General features: G+C 64.2%; 12 protein-coding genes and 1 riboswitch. Of the genes, 8 read left to right on the forward strand and 4 right to left on the reverse strand.

The genetic code is table 11. The annotated features are described in order from the left end of the window. Positions 1-62 precede the first annotated feature (62 nt). A riboswitch (cobalamin riboswitch) is annotated at positions 63-312 on the reverse strand. A gap of 59 nt (positions 313-371) precedes the next feature. The 4 genes from ACFOKF_RS21135 to ACFOKF_RS21150 all read right to left on the reverse strand — a co-directional run bounded on the left by ACFOKF_RS21135 (position 372) and on the right by ACFOKF_RS21150 (position 5,211). Further along, positions 372-1,022: a pentapeptide repeat-containing protein gene (locus ACFOKF_RS21135; RefSeq protein ID WP_380798509.1), complete on the reverse strand. Its 651-nt coding sequence runs from the start codon at positions 1,020-1,022 to the stop codon at positions 372-374. A 121-nt stretch (positions 1,023-1,143) separates the two neighbouring features. Next, entirely contained in the window at positions 1,144-2,841 is a 1,698-nt protein-coding gene (locus ACFOKF_RS21140; RefSeq protein ID WP_449325404.1) for a methanol/ethanol family PQQ-dependent dehydrogenase, read from the reverse strand. Between the two features lie 268 nt (positions 2,842-3,109). Beyond that, positions 3,110-3,820: a response regulator transcription factor gene (locus ACFOKF_RS21145; protein WP_380798513.1), complete on the reverse strand. Its 711-nt coding sequence runs from the start codon at positions 3,818-3,820 to the stop codon at positions 3,110-3,112. Further along, positions 3,787-5,211, reverse strand: a complete 1,425-nt coding sequence (locus ACFOKF_RS21150; protein WP_380798514.1) for a sensor histidine kinase — start codon at positions 5,209-5,211, stop codon at positions 3,787-3,789. The genes ACFOKF_RS21145 and ACFOKF_RS21150 overlap by 34 nt, the downstream gene beginning before the upstream one ends. Before the next feature lie 123 nt (positions 5,212-5,334). Between ACFOKF_RS21150 and ACFOKF_RS21155 the strand changes: the two genes are divergently transcribed. The 8 genes from ACFOKF_RS21155 to ACFOKF_RS21190 all read left to right on the forward strand — a co-directional run bounded on the left by ACFOKF_RS21155 (position 5,335) and on the right by ACFOKF_RS21190 (position 14,793). After that, positions 5,335-5,943 (forward strand): RNA polymerase sigma factor, encoded by a 609-nt coding sequence (locus ACFOKF_RS21155; RefSeq protein ID WP_380798515.1) that lies wholly within the window; start codon positions 5,335-5,337, stop codon positions 5,941-5,943. Positions 5,944-6,020: 77 nt separating this feature from the next. Further along, complete coding sequence (locus ACFOKF_RS21160) at positions 6,021-7,022, forward strand: FecR family protein (RefSeq protein WP_380798516.1); 1,002 nt, start codon at positions 6,021-6,023, stop codon at positions 7,020-7,022. Between the two features lie 157 nt (positions 7,023-7,179). Beyond that, entirely contained in the window at positions 7,180-9,672 is a 2,493-nt protein-coding gene (locus ACFOKF_RS21165; RefSeq protein ID WP_380798517.1) for a TonB-dependent siderophore receptor, read from the forward strand. A gap of 31 nt (positions 9,673-9,703) precedes the next feature. After that, positions 9,704-11,308 (forward strand): PepSY-associated TM helix domain-containing protein, encoded by a 1,605-nt coding sequence (locus ACFOKF_RS21170; RefSeq protein ID WP_380798519.1) that lies wholly within the window; start codon positions 9,704-9,706, stop codon positions 11,306-11,308. Then, positions 11,305-11,622, forward strand: a complete 318-nt coding sequence (locus ACFOKF_RS21175; RefSeq protein WP_380798520.1) for a DUF3649 domain-containing protein — start codon at positions 11,305-11,307, stop codon at positions 11,620-11,622. Before ACFOKF_RS21170 ends, ACFOKF_RS21175 begins: the two co-directional genes overlap by 4 nt. Further along, positions 11,619-11,969, forward strand: a complete 351-nt coding sequence (locus ACFOKF_RS21180; protein ID WP_380798522.1) for a DUF3325 domain-containing protein — start codon at positions 11,619-11,621, stop codon at positions 11,967-11,969. The genes ACFOKF_RS21175 and ACFOKF_RS21180 overlap by 4 nt, the downstream gene beginning before the upstream one ends. Continuing rightward, a complete protein-coding gene (locus ACFOKF_RS21185; RefSeq protein WP_380798523.1) occupies positions 11,969-12,736 on the forward strand; it encodes an energy transducer TonB family protein in 768 nt (255 codons plus the stop codon). Before ACFOKF_RS21180 ends, ACFOKF_RS21185 begins: the two co-directional genes overlap by 1 nt. Further along, positions 12,733-14,793 carry a TonB-dependent receptor plug domain-containing protein gene (locus tag ACFOKF_RS21190; protein WP_380798524.1) on the forward strand — a complete coding sequence of 687 codons (2,061 nt, stop codon included), beginning with the start codon at positions 12,733-12,735 and terminating at the stop codon, positions 14,791-14,793. Before ACFOKF_RS21185 ends, ACFOKF_RS21190 begins: the two co-directional genes overlap by 4 nt. Positions 14,794-15,046 lie beyond the last annotated feature (253 nt).

Here is a 15,046-nt window from a genome sequence, read left to right on the forward strand (position 1 = left end):
CAGCCGCTCGTTCGTCGCTCAGACGGAGTTCACCGTGCCGCGGCCATCCCCTGGACCAGGGCAAGAGCGACCAGACGCCGGCAGGTCTCCTGGCTCATGGGTCATCGCTTGATATACGGCCTTCCCAGGCCTCGCAGGATTTAGCGTCCGGCCCAGTGGCTGGCGGATCGGGCTTCATGCCGTCCGCACCTGTATATCGCGCTCGCCACTTACAGTTGCAGGGACAGCCTCGGATTCGGAGGGCTTTCACCCTCCTCACCGCGTTCCCATTTTAATCCCCGTCTCCGGGGAACCGACGCGATCTTCGCCCTCATCCTGCCGAAACAGGTCAAGGACAAGGCTCCTTATGATGCAAGCCGGTCCTGCGCAAGTCATCGTTCCCGATTGCGCAGTCGTTCCTTCTCTTCGGTCTGCCATACGGTGTCGCCGGTCTGCCAACTGGACGGGCAGCCGGCACAATCCTTCATCCACGCATCCTGAAACACGGCAAAGCGGATGCGGGATGCGTCCATGGTCGCCCGTTCCAGATTGGCTTCATAGAATTTGGCCTCCAGCAGATCGGCGTGGATCAGCTTCGCCTCCCTGAACGAAGCCCCTTTCAGCAGCGCCTTTTCCAGCGTCGCCGCAGTCAGATCGGCGCCGTCGAACATGGCGTGGCCGGCGCGCGCAAAGGCCAGATTGGCCCCGCGCAGCGACGCGCCGTTCAGCCGCGCGCCATTCAGGAACGTCATGGACATATCCGCGCCATCAAGATCCGCGCCGTCGAGATTGGCGCCTGTCAGATTGGCATGCCGCATGTCCGCACGCGACAATTTGGCCCCGTGCAGGTCCGCGCCGGTCAGGTCCGCATTGGCGAGATCGGCAAAGCGCAAATCCGCGCCGGCGCAGGACGCATGGGGGACGATGGTGCATCCGTTCACGACCCATGGCGTCGGGCGCTCCTCCACATTGACGATCTTTTGCTGGGCGAAGGCAGGGGCGGCGACAGAAGCGGCCAGCAGGACAAGGCAGGCAAGGCGCATGGGAAGATCCGATCCATGGCGAAAACAGGATGAGGAAATGGGGTGCCCGGCCGGAGGCGCGAGGGAGGTCGCGGTCCGGCCGGGCGCTTCGCACGGAGTGTCGGGCTCCGCGCCAAGATCATCAGGCTTCGGGCAGTTCGAACACCCAGAAGGAGCCGCCCTGGCTGACCGTTCGCGTGAGGTCGGCCATGTCCCCGCCCCATAGCGGCACGGCGCCGCCATAGCCGGAAGCGAGGCCGATATATTGCTTGCCATCCTCTTCCCAGACGATCGGCACGGACACCACGCCGGAGCCGGTCTGGAATTTCCAGAGTTCCTCGCCGGTCTTGGCATTGAAGATCTTTACATAGCCATCGCTGGTGCCCTGAATGACGATATTGCCCTTGGTGGTGACGTTGCCGCCCCATAACGGCAGATGCTCCTTGGCTTCCCAGGCGATCTTGCCGGTCCTGGGGTCCATGGCCCGCAGCACGCCGACATGATCGTCGAACTGCTTACGGATGCGGAAGCCCTGACCCAGATAGGCGGCACCCTTGTTATAGGTGACATTTTCGGTCCAGTAATCTTCCGACCAGTCGTTCGACGGGATGTAGAACAGGCCGGTGCCGGGGTTGTAGGACATGGGCATCCAGTTGGTCCCGCCCAGGAAGTTGGGCGTCACGCGGATGCTTTCGCCCTTGTCCTTGCCGGGCGCTGGCGGTGGGGGGCGCTGGCCCGGATTTTCGATCGGCCGGCCATTGGCGACATCCCATTTGCTGGCCCAGCTGATGTTGGGAACGAAGGGATAGATGCCGAGCGCGCTGCCCTTCTGCTTGCTGATCTTCCCGTCACGCTTGGTCAGCTTGTCGAGATCGGTCAGGAAGAAATAGCCGTTGCGGTCGGCATGGGCGCCGGCCCGGACCGTCTTGCCGTCCTTTTCCAGATCGAACAGCACGATCGGGTTGTTGCCCGAAAAGTCCCACGCATCATTGGGCGTATGCTGGAAGAAGCCGACCGGCTCCCCCGTCGAGGGTTCGATATAGACCTGCCCCGACGTATAGAGGCTGTCGCCGGGCGAGCGCTTCCATGTGTTCCACGGCGCCGGGTTGCCGGTGCCGATGACGATGGTGTTGGTCTTCTCGTCATAGGTGGCCGATTGCCAGGGCGCGCCGCCGCCATGGTTCCACGCCTCGACCTTCTTGCCATCCTTGTCATTGGGCCAGCTTGGCGCCTTGGGATCGCCGGTGAAGGTCGATGGCTTGCCGTTCAGCCGGCCCTGATGCCCCTCCACCATCGGCCGCATCCAGATTTCCTCGCCGGTGTCGGGATCGCGGGCATAAAGTTCGCCCACCACGCCAAATTCGTCGCCCGACGATCCGTGGATCAGCATGACCCGGCCGGTCTTCTTGTCCTTGATGATCGTGGGCGCGCCGGTCATCGTGTAGCCGGCCTTGTGATCCTGGAACTTCTTGTTCCACACCACCTTGCCGGTCTTGCGGTCCAGCGCGACCATCCCCGCGTCCAGCGTGCCGAAGAAGATCTTGTCGCCATAAATGGCCGCGCCGCGATTGACGACATCGCAGCAGGGGCGAATGTCGTCGGGCAGGCGGGCGGTATAGGACCAGATTTTCTTGCCCGTCTTCACATCCAGCGCGAACACGCGGCTGTAGGATGCGGTGACGTAGATGACGCCGTCATAGACCAGCGCCTGGCTTTCCTGACCGCGCTGCCGCTCGTCCCCGAAGGAGAAGACCCATTTGGGCACCACTTTCTTCGCATTGTCGCTGTTGATCTGGTCCAGCGTGCTGAACCGCTGCGCCTTCACCCCCAGACCGTACATCAGCACATTGTCGGTGCTATGTTCGTCATTGAGAATATCGTCCCAGCCGACGCCGGGCAGCCTGAAATCATGCTTCTGCGCCACTGGCTGGCTGATCGCCGGCACCGCAACCAGCATCGTCATGGCGCAAGCCAGCAGACGCCCCCGTCTTCCCATCATCGCATCCTCCTAAATCCAGACTGCGGCCATCACCGCTTGTCGAAACCAAGAGTAGGCGGGGCTTTATGAGATGGTCCTGATGGCTTTATGAGATTTCTCTCAGAGTGACTTATGCTTTGGTCCGATGACGCAGCACAAAGCCCACGCCACGCACCGTCGACAGGTCTGGCGCGCTGTCATGGGCGGACAGATATTTGCGCAGATAGCCAATATAGACGTCGACCGCATTTTCGGTAACGTCCGCATCCTGCCCCCATACCTCGTCCAATATCTGGCCTCTGGTGACGACCTGTCCGGCCTGCCGCGCAAGACAATGCAGCAGGTCAAATTCACGCCGGCTGAGGGACAGCGATGCCTCCTCCACCCGGGCGGACCGGCTGCGCAGGTCGATCACCAGTCCATCCAGCACGATCCGGTCCCGCGATTGCACAAGACTGCGCCGGACCATGACATTCAGTCGGGCCAGCAATTCCTCGAAGGAAAAAGGCTTGGTGAGATAATCGTCCGCGCCGCAGCGAAAGCCATCCAGCCTGTCCTCCAGTTCGGCCCGGGCGGTCAGCATGCAAATGGGCAGATCATTGCCTCTGGCGCGGGCTTCGCGGCACAGATCGGCGCCATCTGCATCGGGCAGGCCCAGATCCAGGATCGCTGCATGAAACTGGCCCGATGCCATCCGCGCCTGCGCGCGCTTCCCCAACGTCTGCCACTCGACGGCATAGCCTTCCGCGGTCAGGCCGCGATGGACGAACCGGCCAATGCCCGGATCATCTTCCACCAGCAAAATCCTCAAACCCGCGCCGGCAGCCTGAGCGACACGCATAAGCCCTCTCCTTCATTCCTGTTACAGGCGCTGATCACGCCATCATGGGCCTGCGCAATCCAGCGCGCCAGCGACAGGCCCAGCCCGGTTCCACCAAGCGATCGCCCGGCCCTCCCCTGCACATAGGGATCGAAGATCCGATCCAGTTCGCCCTCCGCCACGCCCGGCCCTTCATCCTTGATAAGGACGCCCACCTGGCCGTTCGCGCAGCTTCTCTCCAATCTGATGGTGCCGCCCGGCGGAGAAAATTTGACCCCATTGTCGACCAGCGCCAGCATCGCCTGTCGTAGCCGATCCGCGTCGCCGATGGCGAGCATGGGGCGATCCAGCGCCTCCAGTTCCAGCCGGACGCCGCTGGCATTGGCAAATCCGGACGCGCTCTGCCCGACCTGACGCGCCAGTTGCGCCAGATCGACCGGATCATGCCGGATCGGCAATGCGCCATCTTCCGCGCGGGCGAGTGTCAGCAGGTCATTCAGTCGCCGTTCCAGGAAATGATTGCTGTCCAGTATCTGCCGCAGCGCGTCCCGCAAACTGGGCGCGTCGCCATTCATGCGCAGCGCCACTTCCGCTTCGCCGCGCATGACGGTAACCGGCGTGCGCAATTCATGACTGACCTTTGACAGGAACAGGCGGCGGCGCTGATCGGTATCGGCAAGTTGCTGATTGAGTTGCTGCAAGGCGCCTGTCCGGGCGACCACCTTCTCCTCGACGGCCTGCGCCATATTGTCGAACTGGCTGATCAGATGCTGCATTTCCGACAGGCGGCTGCTGGGAAGCGGCTTGCGAAAAGCCTCGCAGGCGATGGAGCGGCTGGCGCGGGCCAATGCATCCAGCGGCCGGATCAGGTGACGCCACAGGAACAGGCTGGCCCAGAGCGGCAGGATCAACAATAGGCAGAGAATGATCAGGATCGTCCGCCATGCATGCGTCTGCGCCTGTCGCGCCTGCGCCGTAGCCAGTTCCGCCTCTTCATTTTCCCGGGCGGCAATATGCCGGATCATCACCCGGATGTTGGTCAGATCATCGGGACGCGCCATCAGCAACCGCACCAGTCGCTGGGCGTTGGCATGTTCCTGCGCCTGATAATGACGATCCGGTTCGTCCCCGTCCATCAGCGCCTCTTCATCCGCAATGCTGGTGAGATAGGCCCGCACCGCATCCCCCAGTTCGACCCGCGCCGCACTCGACCGGGTCAGGGCAAGCTGTGCGGCCCGCGCGTCGATGCGGGTGAGGAGCAAAGCCTGCCTTTGCGCCATGTCGGCCCGTTGCGCAAATGTGCGGGTCGATCCCTGAAGATGGAAAATGGTGCCCAGCAACGCGCCCAGCCCAAGCGCCATGGTGACGGCGCCGACCAGAAAAAGGCCGCGAAATCCGATCAGAGTTCCCACGACGCCTCTCCCGCCTGGAGCCTGTTTTGACGGAAGAAGGCTAAAGCAAGCGGACCGGAGCGTCCCTTATACCAAAGGAGGATAAGGCGCTGGGTGAGGCCCGTGTTCACGCTCAGGTGCGCGATGACGACCATGGATGCAGAGCCGGAGGCGGATCACAATATCCCCCTTTGGCGCTTGCGAATCATTCTCATTCGCGGCATGGGCGACCCCGTGAAGGGGCTAAGCGACTTTTATCAACGGCAGCATCGCGGCCTGGTTCGCTATGCGCGCGCGGTCAGTTCCGATGAGTTCGGGGCGGAGGATCTGGTGCAGGAGGCCTGGATTCGTTGCCGGACGATCGAGAACCGGGAAAGCATCGTCGATCCCGGCCATCTCTTCCGCCGCGTGCTGCGCAACCTGGCGATCGATCGCAGCCGCAGCCTGGCGCGCGAACGGGCCCGTTCTCAGGGAGGCGATCCGGATTCTCTCCATTGGCAGGCCGCCGATGACAGGCCGTCGGCCGAACGGGTCGTCATCGCGCGCAGCGAACTGCACATATTGCGCGATGCGCTGGCGGCGCTGGACGATCGCACGCGCGTCGCATTCGAAATGCACCGATTTGAAGGCGCACGGTTGGAGGACATCGCCGCCGCGCTGGATATTTCCGTCACGCGTGCGCACGAACTGGTCGCCGCCGCCCTGCGGCATTGTCGTACCGCTTTGCGCCAATATCCCGATGCCCGGAGGTGATTGCTTTCCTTCGAGCGAAAAAAGCGGCTAGTTTAACGTCTGATGATCATGGCCAGGATCACAGGATAGGGATACGCATGGGCTCCGACAGGGAGGGTGAGCAATTCCCCGCTTTTCGGGATGATCCGGAAGAGCAGGCCGTGCTGTGGGCGATCAGCCTGCGCGAATATCCTGAAGACGCGACGCTGCAACAGCATTTCCGCGCCTGGCTGGATGCGGATGCCGGGCATCGGCGTGCCTGGGCGGAAATGCGCTATGTCTATGAACGCGTCGGAGACGTCGAACCGGCCTATGCCGCGCGGTCCGGCCGGGGGCAGGTGCGATGGCCCGCAGCGCGCGGCGCGGCCAGGGGGGCGCGCGCCTGGCGCAGCGTCACAATCATGGCCGGGTGCGCCCTGTGCCTTGGCCTGCTGCTGGCTCCTGCCGCCAGCCTGCGCTGGCAGGCCGATCACCGCAGCGGCGTCGCCGAGGTGCAGCAGGTGATGCTGGCGGACGGCAGCATGGTGCAATTGGCGCCGCAATCGGCGATCGCCGTCGATTATTCGGCCGGGCGGCGTGATATACGACTGCTGAAAGGCGAAGCCTTCTTCTCCGTCACCCCCAACCCGCAGCGGCCCTTCCGCGTGCTGGGCGCCCGAACGCGCGTGACGGTGCTTGGCACCGCCTTTGACGTGCGCGAGGCCGACGATGATGCGCAGGCGAGTTTCATAGGTGTCGAGCACGGCCGGGTGCGGGTCGCTTCAACCCATGGCGGGCGCACACTATTGACGGGCGGCCAGTCTGCGGCGGTGACATTGTCAGGCAAGATCAGCCAGCAGGCCATGCCGGCGGCTCAGGTCGCGGCATGGCGGGCGCGCCAGATCATCATCCAGGACGAACCCGTCACCGACGCGATCGAACGATTGCGCCCCTGGTTTGGCGGCATGATCGTGACGCGCGGCAAAGGGCTGGCGCAGCAACGGCTGACCGGCATATTCAACGCATCCGACCCGGTCGAAGCCCTGCGCGGCATGGCCCGCGCCTATGGCGGGCGTGTCACGGTGATAGGCGGCTGGCTGATCATCTATTCGCAGGATTGAACGGGTCGGGAAACCGACCAGAAAAAATTCACGCACCCACCGAAAAGCGGATCAGCCCAAACGTCTCTTGCACAAGGGGCGCGATTGCATCGCATTTGCATGTGCAGCGCAGCTGCATGTTTCGCGCCCTCAAAGGGAATGAAATTCGGGGGATAATATGCGTTTCGGACGGAAAGATCAGATTCTGGCGGCCATGTTGCTGGCAGGGGCGGCAACGGTGACGATTGCGCCATCGTCGGTAATGGCGCAATCGGCGGCGGCAGAGCGGCAATTCGACATCGGCGCGCAACCGCTGTCGACGGCCATCACCAGCTTTGGTCAGCAATCCGGGCTTCAGGTCAGCGCGCCGGCCGATCTTCTGTCCGGGCGCGCGTCGTCCAGCGTCAACGGCCGCATGTCGGCGCTGTCGGCGCTGGGTAAATTGCTGAGCGGCACGGGCCTGTCCTTCCGCCTGATGGGCAATACGGTGGTGCTGGAACGCGCGCCGGAAGTCAGCGAAGATGCGATTTCGCTTGGCCCCGTGCGGGTTGAAGCCAGCGGCAATGGCAGCGGCAGCGGCGCGATCGGCGGATTGCGGGCATCCAGCGATCCGGTCGTGACCGAAGGCACGCGCAGCTATGCCCCGCTCGCCACCAATGTCGGCAAGGCGGCGCAAAGCCTGCGCCAGATCCCCCAGTCGGTCACGGTCATCACCCGCCAGCGGCTGGAGGACCAGAATCTGATCAGCATCGAAGATGTGATGCTGCAAACGACCGGCGTGACGGTCGATCGCAACTGGCTGTCCTCCACCTATAACAGCCGCGGCCTGCCGATCAGCTTCGCCCGCTATGATGGCGGCGCGACCAGCTTTCGGGTGGACGGCATGTCGGACATCGACACCGCCATCTATGACAGCATTGCCCTGGTCCGCGGGGCGGACGGCCTGTTCGGCGCCGGCGAGGCGGGCGGCGTGCTCAACTTTTCCCGCAAGCGCGCGCTGGAAGACACGCAACTGCAACTCAACGCCTTTGGCGGCAGCTGGAACAATTATCGGCTGGAGGCTGACGCGACAGGGCCGCTGACCAGCGATGGTCGCGTGCGCGGCCGGGTGATCGGCGTGATCGACAATGGCCATGGCTTCCAGCGCTTCAAGCAGGATCGCCGCGCGCTGATCCACGGCCTGATCGAAGCCGATCTGACCCCGTCCACCCTGCTGGTCGCCGGCTTCACCCGTCAGGAGGACCAGAAGGACGGCTTCAACGTGTCGCTGCCGCGCTATCGCAACGGGGTCGACATCGGCCTGCCGCGCGATTTCAACATGGGGACGCCATGGAACGCGATCGAACGCGGCACCAGCGTCTTCTTCGGCCGGCTGGAACAGCGGATTGGCGATGACTGGACGGTCAAGCTGACCGCCAACCATATGCGCAACCGCGACAAGACCAATGCGGCGGAGATGGAAAATGCCGTCGATCCGATTGACGGATCGGGGGTCGACTGGTGGTATTTCCAGCAGGACAAGGCGACGAAGGAAACCACGGTCGACCTGAACACGCAGGGCAGTTTCGAACTGTTCGGACAGACCCATAATCTGATCCTGGGCGCCGACTATGTCCGTTATCAGCAGGTTTATCAGCAATTGTGGACCTATATCGGCGAAGGCGACATCTTCAATCCGGTCTATCCCGAAGAGCCGGCCTTCCCGCCGGCCTGGAGCTATCGCAACCGCCAGACGATCGAGCGGATGGGGCTTTACGGATCGCTGCGCATTCGTCCGGTCGAAAGCCTGTCGCTGATCGGCGGCGGCCGGCTGGCGTTCCGGGACAAGACCAGCAACTATAATCTGATCACCAACGCGCTGCGCAATCAGGTGAAGCAGGACAGCGTCTTCATCCCCTATGGCGCGGCCATCTGGGACGTCTACAAAGGCTTCAGCCTGTACGCCAGCATCGCCGAAATCTATCAGTCGCAGGCGCAATATAATAGCGGCCCACGCCCCGGCACGCCGCTCGATCCCGTCACCGGCCGCAATTATGAGGCAGGCGTGAAGGGCGAACTGGCCGACGGCAGGCTGACCGGCTCCATCGCCTGGTATCGGGTGAACAAGAAGGGTGCGGCGGTGTCCGATCCCGCAAATCCGCCGATCGGCGGAGACAATTGCTGCTATATCCGGGACGGCTATATCAAGAGCCAGGGGTTCGAAGTCGAACTGAACGGCGAGATCTTCCCCGGCCTGCAAGTCGCCTTCGGCTATACCTACAACAACAACGTCAACAAGCGGGACAGCGACGCCCGCTATTCGGAAACGACGCCCAAGCATCTGCTGAAGCTGTGGACCGACTATAAATTCCAGGGAGACGCGCTCAAGGGGCTGAGCCTTGGCGTGGGCGTCACGGCGCAGAGCAGCAATTTCCGGTCCGGCTGGGTGCAGGAACTCAATCCGGCAACCGGCCTGTATGACGGCGATTATTATGAATATCAGTTCCGCGTGAAGGGCTACGCCATCTGGTCGGCGCGCACGGGATATGATTTCAACGATCGCTTTTCGATCAGCGCCAATCTCAACAATATTTTCGACAAGACCTATTATGTGACCATCGACGGTCCGGGCTACGGCAATCTCTATGGCGATCCCCGGAACGTCATGGTCACGCTGCGCGGCAAATTCTGATGCAGCGGGCGGCGCGCATGGATGCCGGGTCATGAAGGACGGCTTTCGCCAATCCATGGCGTGGCTGCACACCTGGACCGGCCTGCTGGTCGGATGGGTGCTGTTCTTCGTCTTCGTGACCGGCACGTTCGGCTATGTGAACAGCGAAGTCAGTCGCTGGATGCGGCCCGAACTGCCATTGCAAAGCGCGCCGCCCGGCGCCCCGTCCCTGCTGCCCCCGGCCGAAACATGGCTGCGGGCGCAGGGGCAGGATGCCGAACGCTGGTACATCTTTTTCCCCGGTCGTCGCGGCGAGACGCAACTGGAGGCGGGGTGGCAGGCCTGGCCCAGACCGGGCGAGGATTATGGCGCCTTCACCCGCGCCGTCATCAACCCGGCGACCGGAGCGGAGGAGAAGGGCCGCATCCGCGAGACGGGCGGCGGCGACGAGCTTTACGCCATGCATTATGCGCTGCGCTACATGCCCTATGACTGGGGGATCCGCATTGTCGGCATTTGCGCCATGTTCATGCTGGTGGCGATCCTGAGCGGCATCGTCACCCACAAGAAGATCTTCAAGGATTTCTTCACCTTCCGCCCGGCCAAGGGGCAACGAAGCTGGCTCGACGCGCATAATTTGCTGAGCGTTACCGCCCTGCCCTTCCATCTGATGATCACCTGGTCGGGACTGATCTTCTTCCTCTACACCTATATGCCCTTGCCGATCGACACCCTCTATCCGCAAGGCCCGTCGCGCGACCGTTTCTACGAACAGCTTTACGGCCGGGAGGAAAGCGGGAAGGCGAAGGAAGCGACCGCCGCCAATGCGCCGCTGGCGCCGATGCTGGCGCAGGCGGAACGGGAATGGGGCGCAGGGAAGATTGCGCGCCTGACGGTGGAGCATCCCGGCCGCACGGATGCGAAGGTCGTGATCGCAGCGCATACGCTCACCAGGCTGAGCCGCAACGGACCCAATATGCGCTTCGACGGCGTCACCGGATCGCGCCTGCCTGATGAGGGCGACAAGGAAGCGGCATCGGCCGGCTTCTCTCTGGCGTTGCTGGCCATACATGAGGGGCATTTCGCCGGGCCGCTGCTGCGTGCGCTCTATATCCTGTCCGGGCTGGGCGGCGCGGCGATGATCGCCACCGGGCTGCTGCTCTGGTCGACCAAGCGCAAGGCGAAGCTGGCCAAGGCGGGCAGACTGCCCTTCGGCATCATTCTGGTCGACATATTGAACCTGGGCACGATCGTCGGCCTGCCGATTGGCGTCGCCGCCTATTTCTGGGCTAACCGGCTGATCCCGGCGGCGATGGAAGGACGCGCTGCGTGGGAAATCCATGCGCTGTTCCTGACCTGGGGGGCGACATTCCTCTATGCGATCTGGCGGCCCGCGCCCAGGGCGTGGGTGGAACTGATCAGCGCCGCCATCGCCGCCTTCGGCTTGATTCCGGTCGTCAATCTGCTGACCACCGACCGGCATCTGGGTGTCAGCCTGCCTGCGGGCGACTGGACGCTGGCCAGCATCGATCTGGGCGCGATCGGCATTGCCCTGCTGTTCGTCCATATGCGCCGCATCCTGATCCGCAAGCAGCGGGCGGCGGCAAGGCTGTCTCCTAAGCCCCGCGCCCGCAAGGCCGAGGTGGTTCCCGCATGAAAGCTGTCCTGCACATGATCCGAACCCTGCCCGTCGACTGGCCGCTGCTGTCGCGCATCATGGCCGCCGTGATCGGCGGCTATGTCCTGGCCAGTGCGCTGGCCTTGCTGGCGACGCTGGCCTTGCCATGGCTGGGCGTATCGACGGCGGATGCCCTGCACGCGGCGACGATGGCCAGCTTCCTTTTATACGCCGCCATCATCATGGCTGTCTTCCATGCCTCCAGTGCGACCCGGGCATGGCTGGGGCTGGTGGCGGTGGCCGCTCCTGCCGGACTGATCCTCTGGATCGTCCAGCCGGGAGCGGCATCATGACCGGGCCTCTTTGCGCACTGTCGGCCCTGCTGGCCTGCTTCGCCGGCTTTGCCGCGCTGGCCTTTGCGATGGACAAGCATCATCGCGACATGACCGGCGCGCTGCCAAAAGGGCGCAGGCTGACAGCGCACAAGGCGGCGGGATGGAGCGCGATCGGCCTGGCCGCGCTGCCGCTGATGCTGCGCTTCGGGCCGGGGGTGGGCCTGACCTTCTGGTTGGGGATGCTGACGCTCGCCGCCCTTCTCACCATCCTTGGCCTTACCTATCATCCCCGCCTGTTGCCGCGGGCTGGTCTTCTTGCTGCGCCGCTGTCGCTGTGCGTGGCGGTTCTTTCGGGAGTCTCCTAATGCTGCAAGCCGCACGTCGCCTGGACGAGGATATGACGAGCGGGACGACGCCCGTCGTTCCGTCTCCCGTCGTCACGCCACTCCAACCGTCGGACGGAGGCTATCGCGCCGGCGGCCATGGTCGGAGCCGGACGCTGGGCCTGTCGCTGACAATCGCCATCCATGTCATCGCGGCGGGACTGATGTTCGTCAAATGGCATAGCGAATATGTGAAGAAGCAGGCGGCGACGTTGAGCGTCTTTGATGTCGCCCCGCCTGCGCCACCGGCGGAAATGGTGGCGGACGAACCCCCGCCGCCCGAAATCATCCCGCCGCAACAGCAGCCGCAACAGCCCCAGCCAGAAGCGCCCAAGATCCAGATCCCGACGCCGGTGACGATCCCGACGCCGCCAGTGCGCCCCGCGCCGCCAACCCCGCCGGTCGACAAGACGCCGCCGCCCGAGGTGAAGCCGGCCGCCGCGCCCCCGCCGCCCGGCAACGCCAAGCCGACCTGGGAGGGACAGGTGCTGGGCGCGCTCAACAAGGTGCGCCGCTACCCACGCGACGCCCTGTTCCGCAAGCAGCAGGGCGTGCCCTATATCCGCTTCCTGATGGATCGGGAGGGCAAGGTTCTGACGGTGCGGCTGGAACGATCGTCCGGCATCGCGGCGCTGGATGCGGAGGCGGTCAGCCTGCCCAAACGGGCGCAACCCCTGCCCAAGCCCCCGGCCTCGGTTGAAGGCGACACCATTGAACTGGTCGTTCCGGTAGAGTTCTTCCTGCGATGAGCCTTGCCAATATCATGCTTGCCAGTCTGGCCGTGGCGGCCGGACCGATAGCTGACGAGCAGGAAACATCCACGCCCGCCGTGCAAAGGCCGCATCCTGCGGTGGTGCCGGCCGGCCCTGATCCGGTCTACCCGGCCGATTTCTACGCGCCCTTCCAGCCCCAGACCGCGCTCGACATGCTGGAGCGGACGCCGGGCTTTCTGCTGACCGAAGGGTCCAGCCTGCGCGGCTTTGGCGGGGCGGCGGGCAATGTCCTGATCGATGGCCAGCGCCCCACGGTGAAGGCCGGCGGCATCAGCCAGGTGCTGCGACGGATCAGCGCATCGCGGGTGGAGCGCATCCTGTTGCTGCGCGGCGCGGACGCGGCCGAGGCGCAGGGACAGACTCTGGTCGCCAATGTCGTGCTGCGCGCCGATGCCGGCGGGTCCGGCAATGCGGCGCTGACGCTGAACCATACCGCCGATGGCCGCATCTCTCCATCCGCGCAGATCAGCCATGCCCGCCGCATCGCCGGCTGGCAGACCAATGTCGAGCTGTCGGGCGAAGTGGTGCGCTATCCCACCGACGGCCTCTATCTGGATCGCGATGCGGCGGGGGCGATCGCCCAGACGCGTTTCGAACGGATCAAGGGCAAGGCGCCCGAACTGGGGCTGGCGGCATCCGCATCCGGCGCGGTTGCGGGCGGCGCGCTGACCGTCAATCTGCGGCTGAACAAGGATGGCTATCAGTCCGATCGCAGCATCGACATTTTTGCCGGCGTGCGCGCAGGGACGCCCCAATCCGTTCGCACCATCGCCTATGAGGAGAAGGGAAAGAGCGGCGAACTGGGCCTGGACTGGACCCGCACGCTGGGGAAAGGATGGACGACCAAGCTGGTCGGCCTGGCCCGGCTGGAGGACGGCACGACCGACGAACATTATGCCGAGCCGGGATATGAGGGCGTTTCGGCCCTGAAGCAGAAGCCGCTGGAACTGGTGGGCCGCACCACGCTGACGCGCGAGGGCGATCATGCCGTCCGCCCCGAACTGGGCGTGGAAATCGCCTATAATCGTCTGTCCAGCCGGCTCGACTATGCGGAGGATGTCGGCAACGGCCTGTCGCCGGTCACGCTCGCCAATGCGGACACGCGCGTATCGGAACTGCGCGGGGAAGCCTTCGCCAACCTGACGGTCAGGGTCGCGCGCAGGCTCAATGTGGAAAGCGGCATGGCGTTCGAAATGTCGCGCATTCGCGTGACCGGCGATTTCCCCAACGAACAGAGCCTGTCCTACTGGAAGCCCTCGGCCGCGCTGGTCTGGTCGCCATCGGGCAGGACACAAATAAGAGTGGGTGCGCGCCGCACCGTGGACCAGCTGGATTTCGGCGATTTTGCAGCATCGGTCAATCAGGCGGACGGGCGACCGCTGGGCGGCAACGCCGGCCTGCGCCCGGCCCGCGTGACGCGCGCGCTGGCGCGGATCGATCATCGCTGGGGACAGGGCGGCGCCATCGCTGTCGAGGCCTATCATCAATGGCATCAGGGACTGCTGGGCTATCTGCTGCTGCCATCGGGCGACGAGGCGCTGGGGACCATCGGCAACGCGCGGCAATGGAGCGTTTCCGGTCAGGCGACATTGCCGCTGGACGCGGCCATTCGCGGCGCACGCCTGACGCTGGACGGCACGTTGCGCGGATCGCGGCTGCGCGATCGAGTGACCGGGCGCATCCGCACCATGGATGATATTCCGTCCCGCAGCCTGACCGCCGAGTTCCGCCATGACGTGCCGGCGCTGCGATCATCCTGGGGCGTCACCTATACGGCGGCGGAGCGGGGCCATGTCTATTATATCAGCGAACGCCTGACCTGGCGCGACGACGCCCTGTGGGGCGCTTATGTCGAAACCACGGCGCTGGCCGGGTTCAAGACCACGCTGAAGGCCAGTGCGATCAACGGACAGGATACGCACCGCCTGCGCCGCTTCTACACCCCCAGCCGGGCGGGCATGGCGTCCGGTCAGGAGCAACGCGATCAATGGCAGGGCGCCATCCTGTCGCTGACGCTGGCGCGGGCCTTGTGAAGCGGCAACGCCGCTGGCGGCGCGGATATTCCGATCACCCGGAACCGGCGATAAAGCGACAAAAGCACCGCAAAATGGGTGCGAAATTGTCGCTTTATGTCGCTTTATCGTGGCCGTCCGGGCGAACCTGCGCTGTTTTGTGCCGACGATCGAAAGAGCCGATGGCAGGTTAGGAGAGACGGCCCCTGTAGGACAGACAGGCGGCTGTCACATATCCGCCGGCCTGTCCCGGATGACGTCAAGACACGCCTAG

The organism is Sphingobium rhizovicinum (assembly GCF_042647625.1).
Taxonomy (GTDB): domain Bacteria; phylum Pseudomonadota; class Alphaproteobacteria; order Sphingomonadales; family Sphingomonadaceae; genus Sphingobium; species Sphingobium rhizovicinum.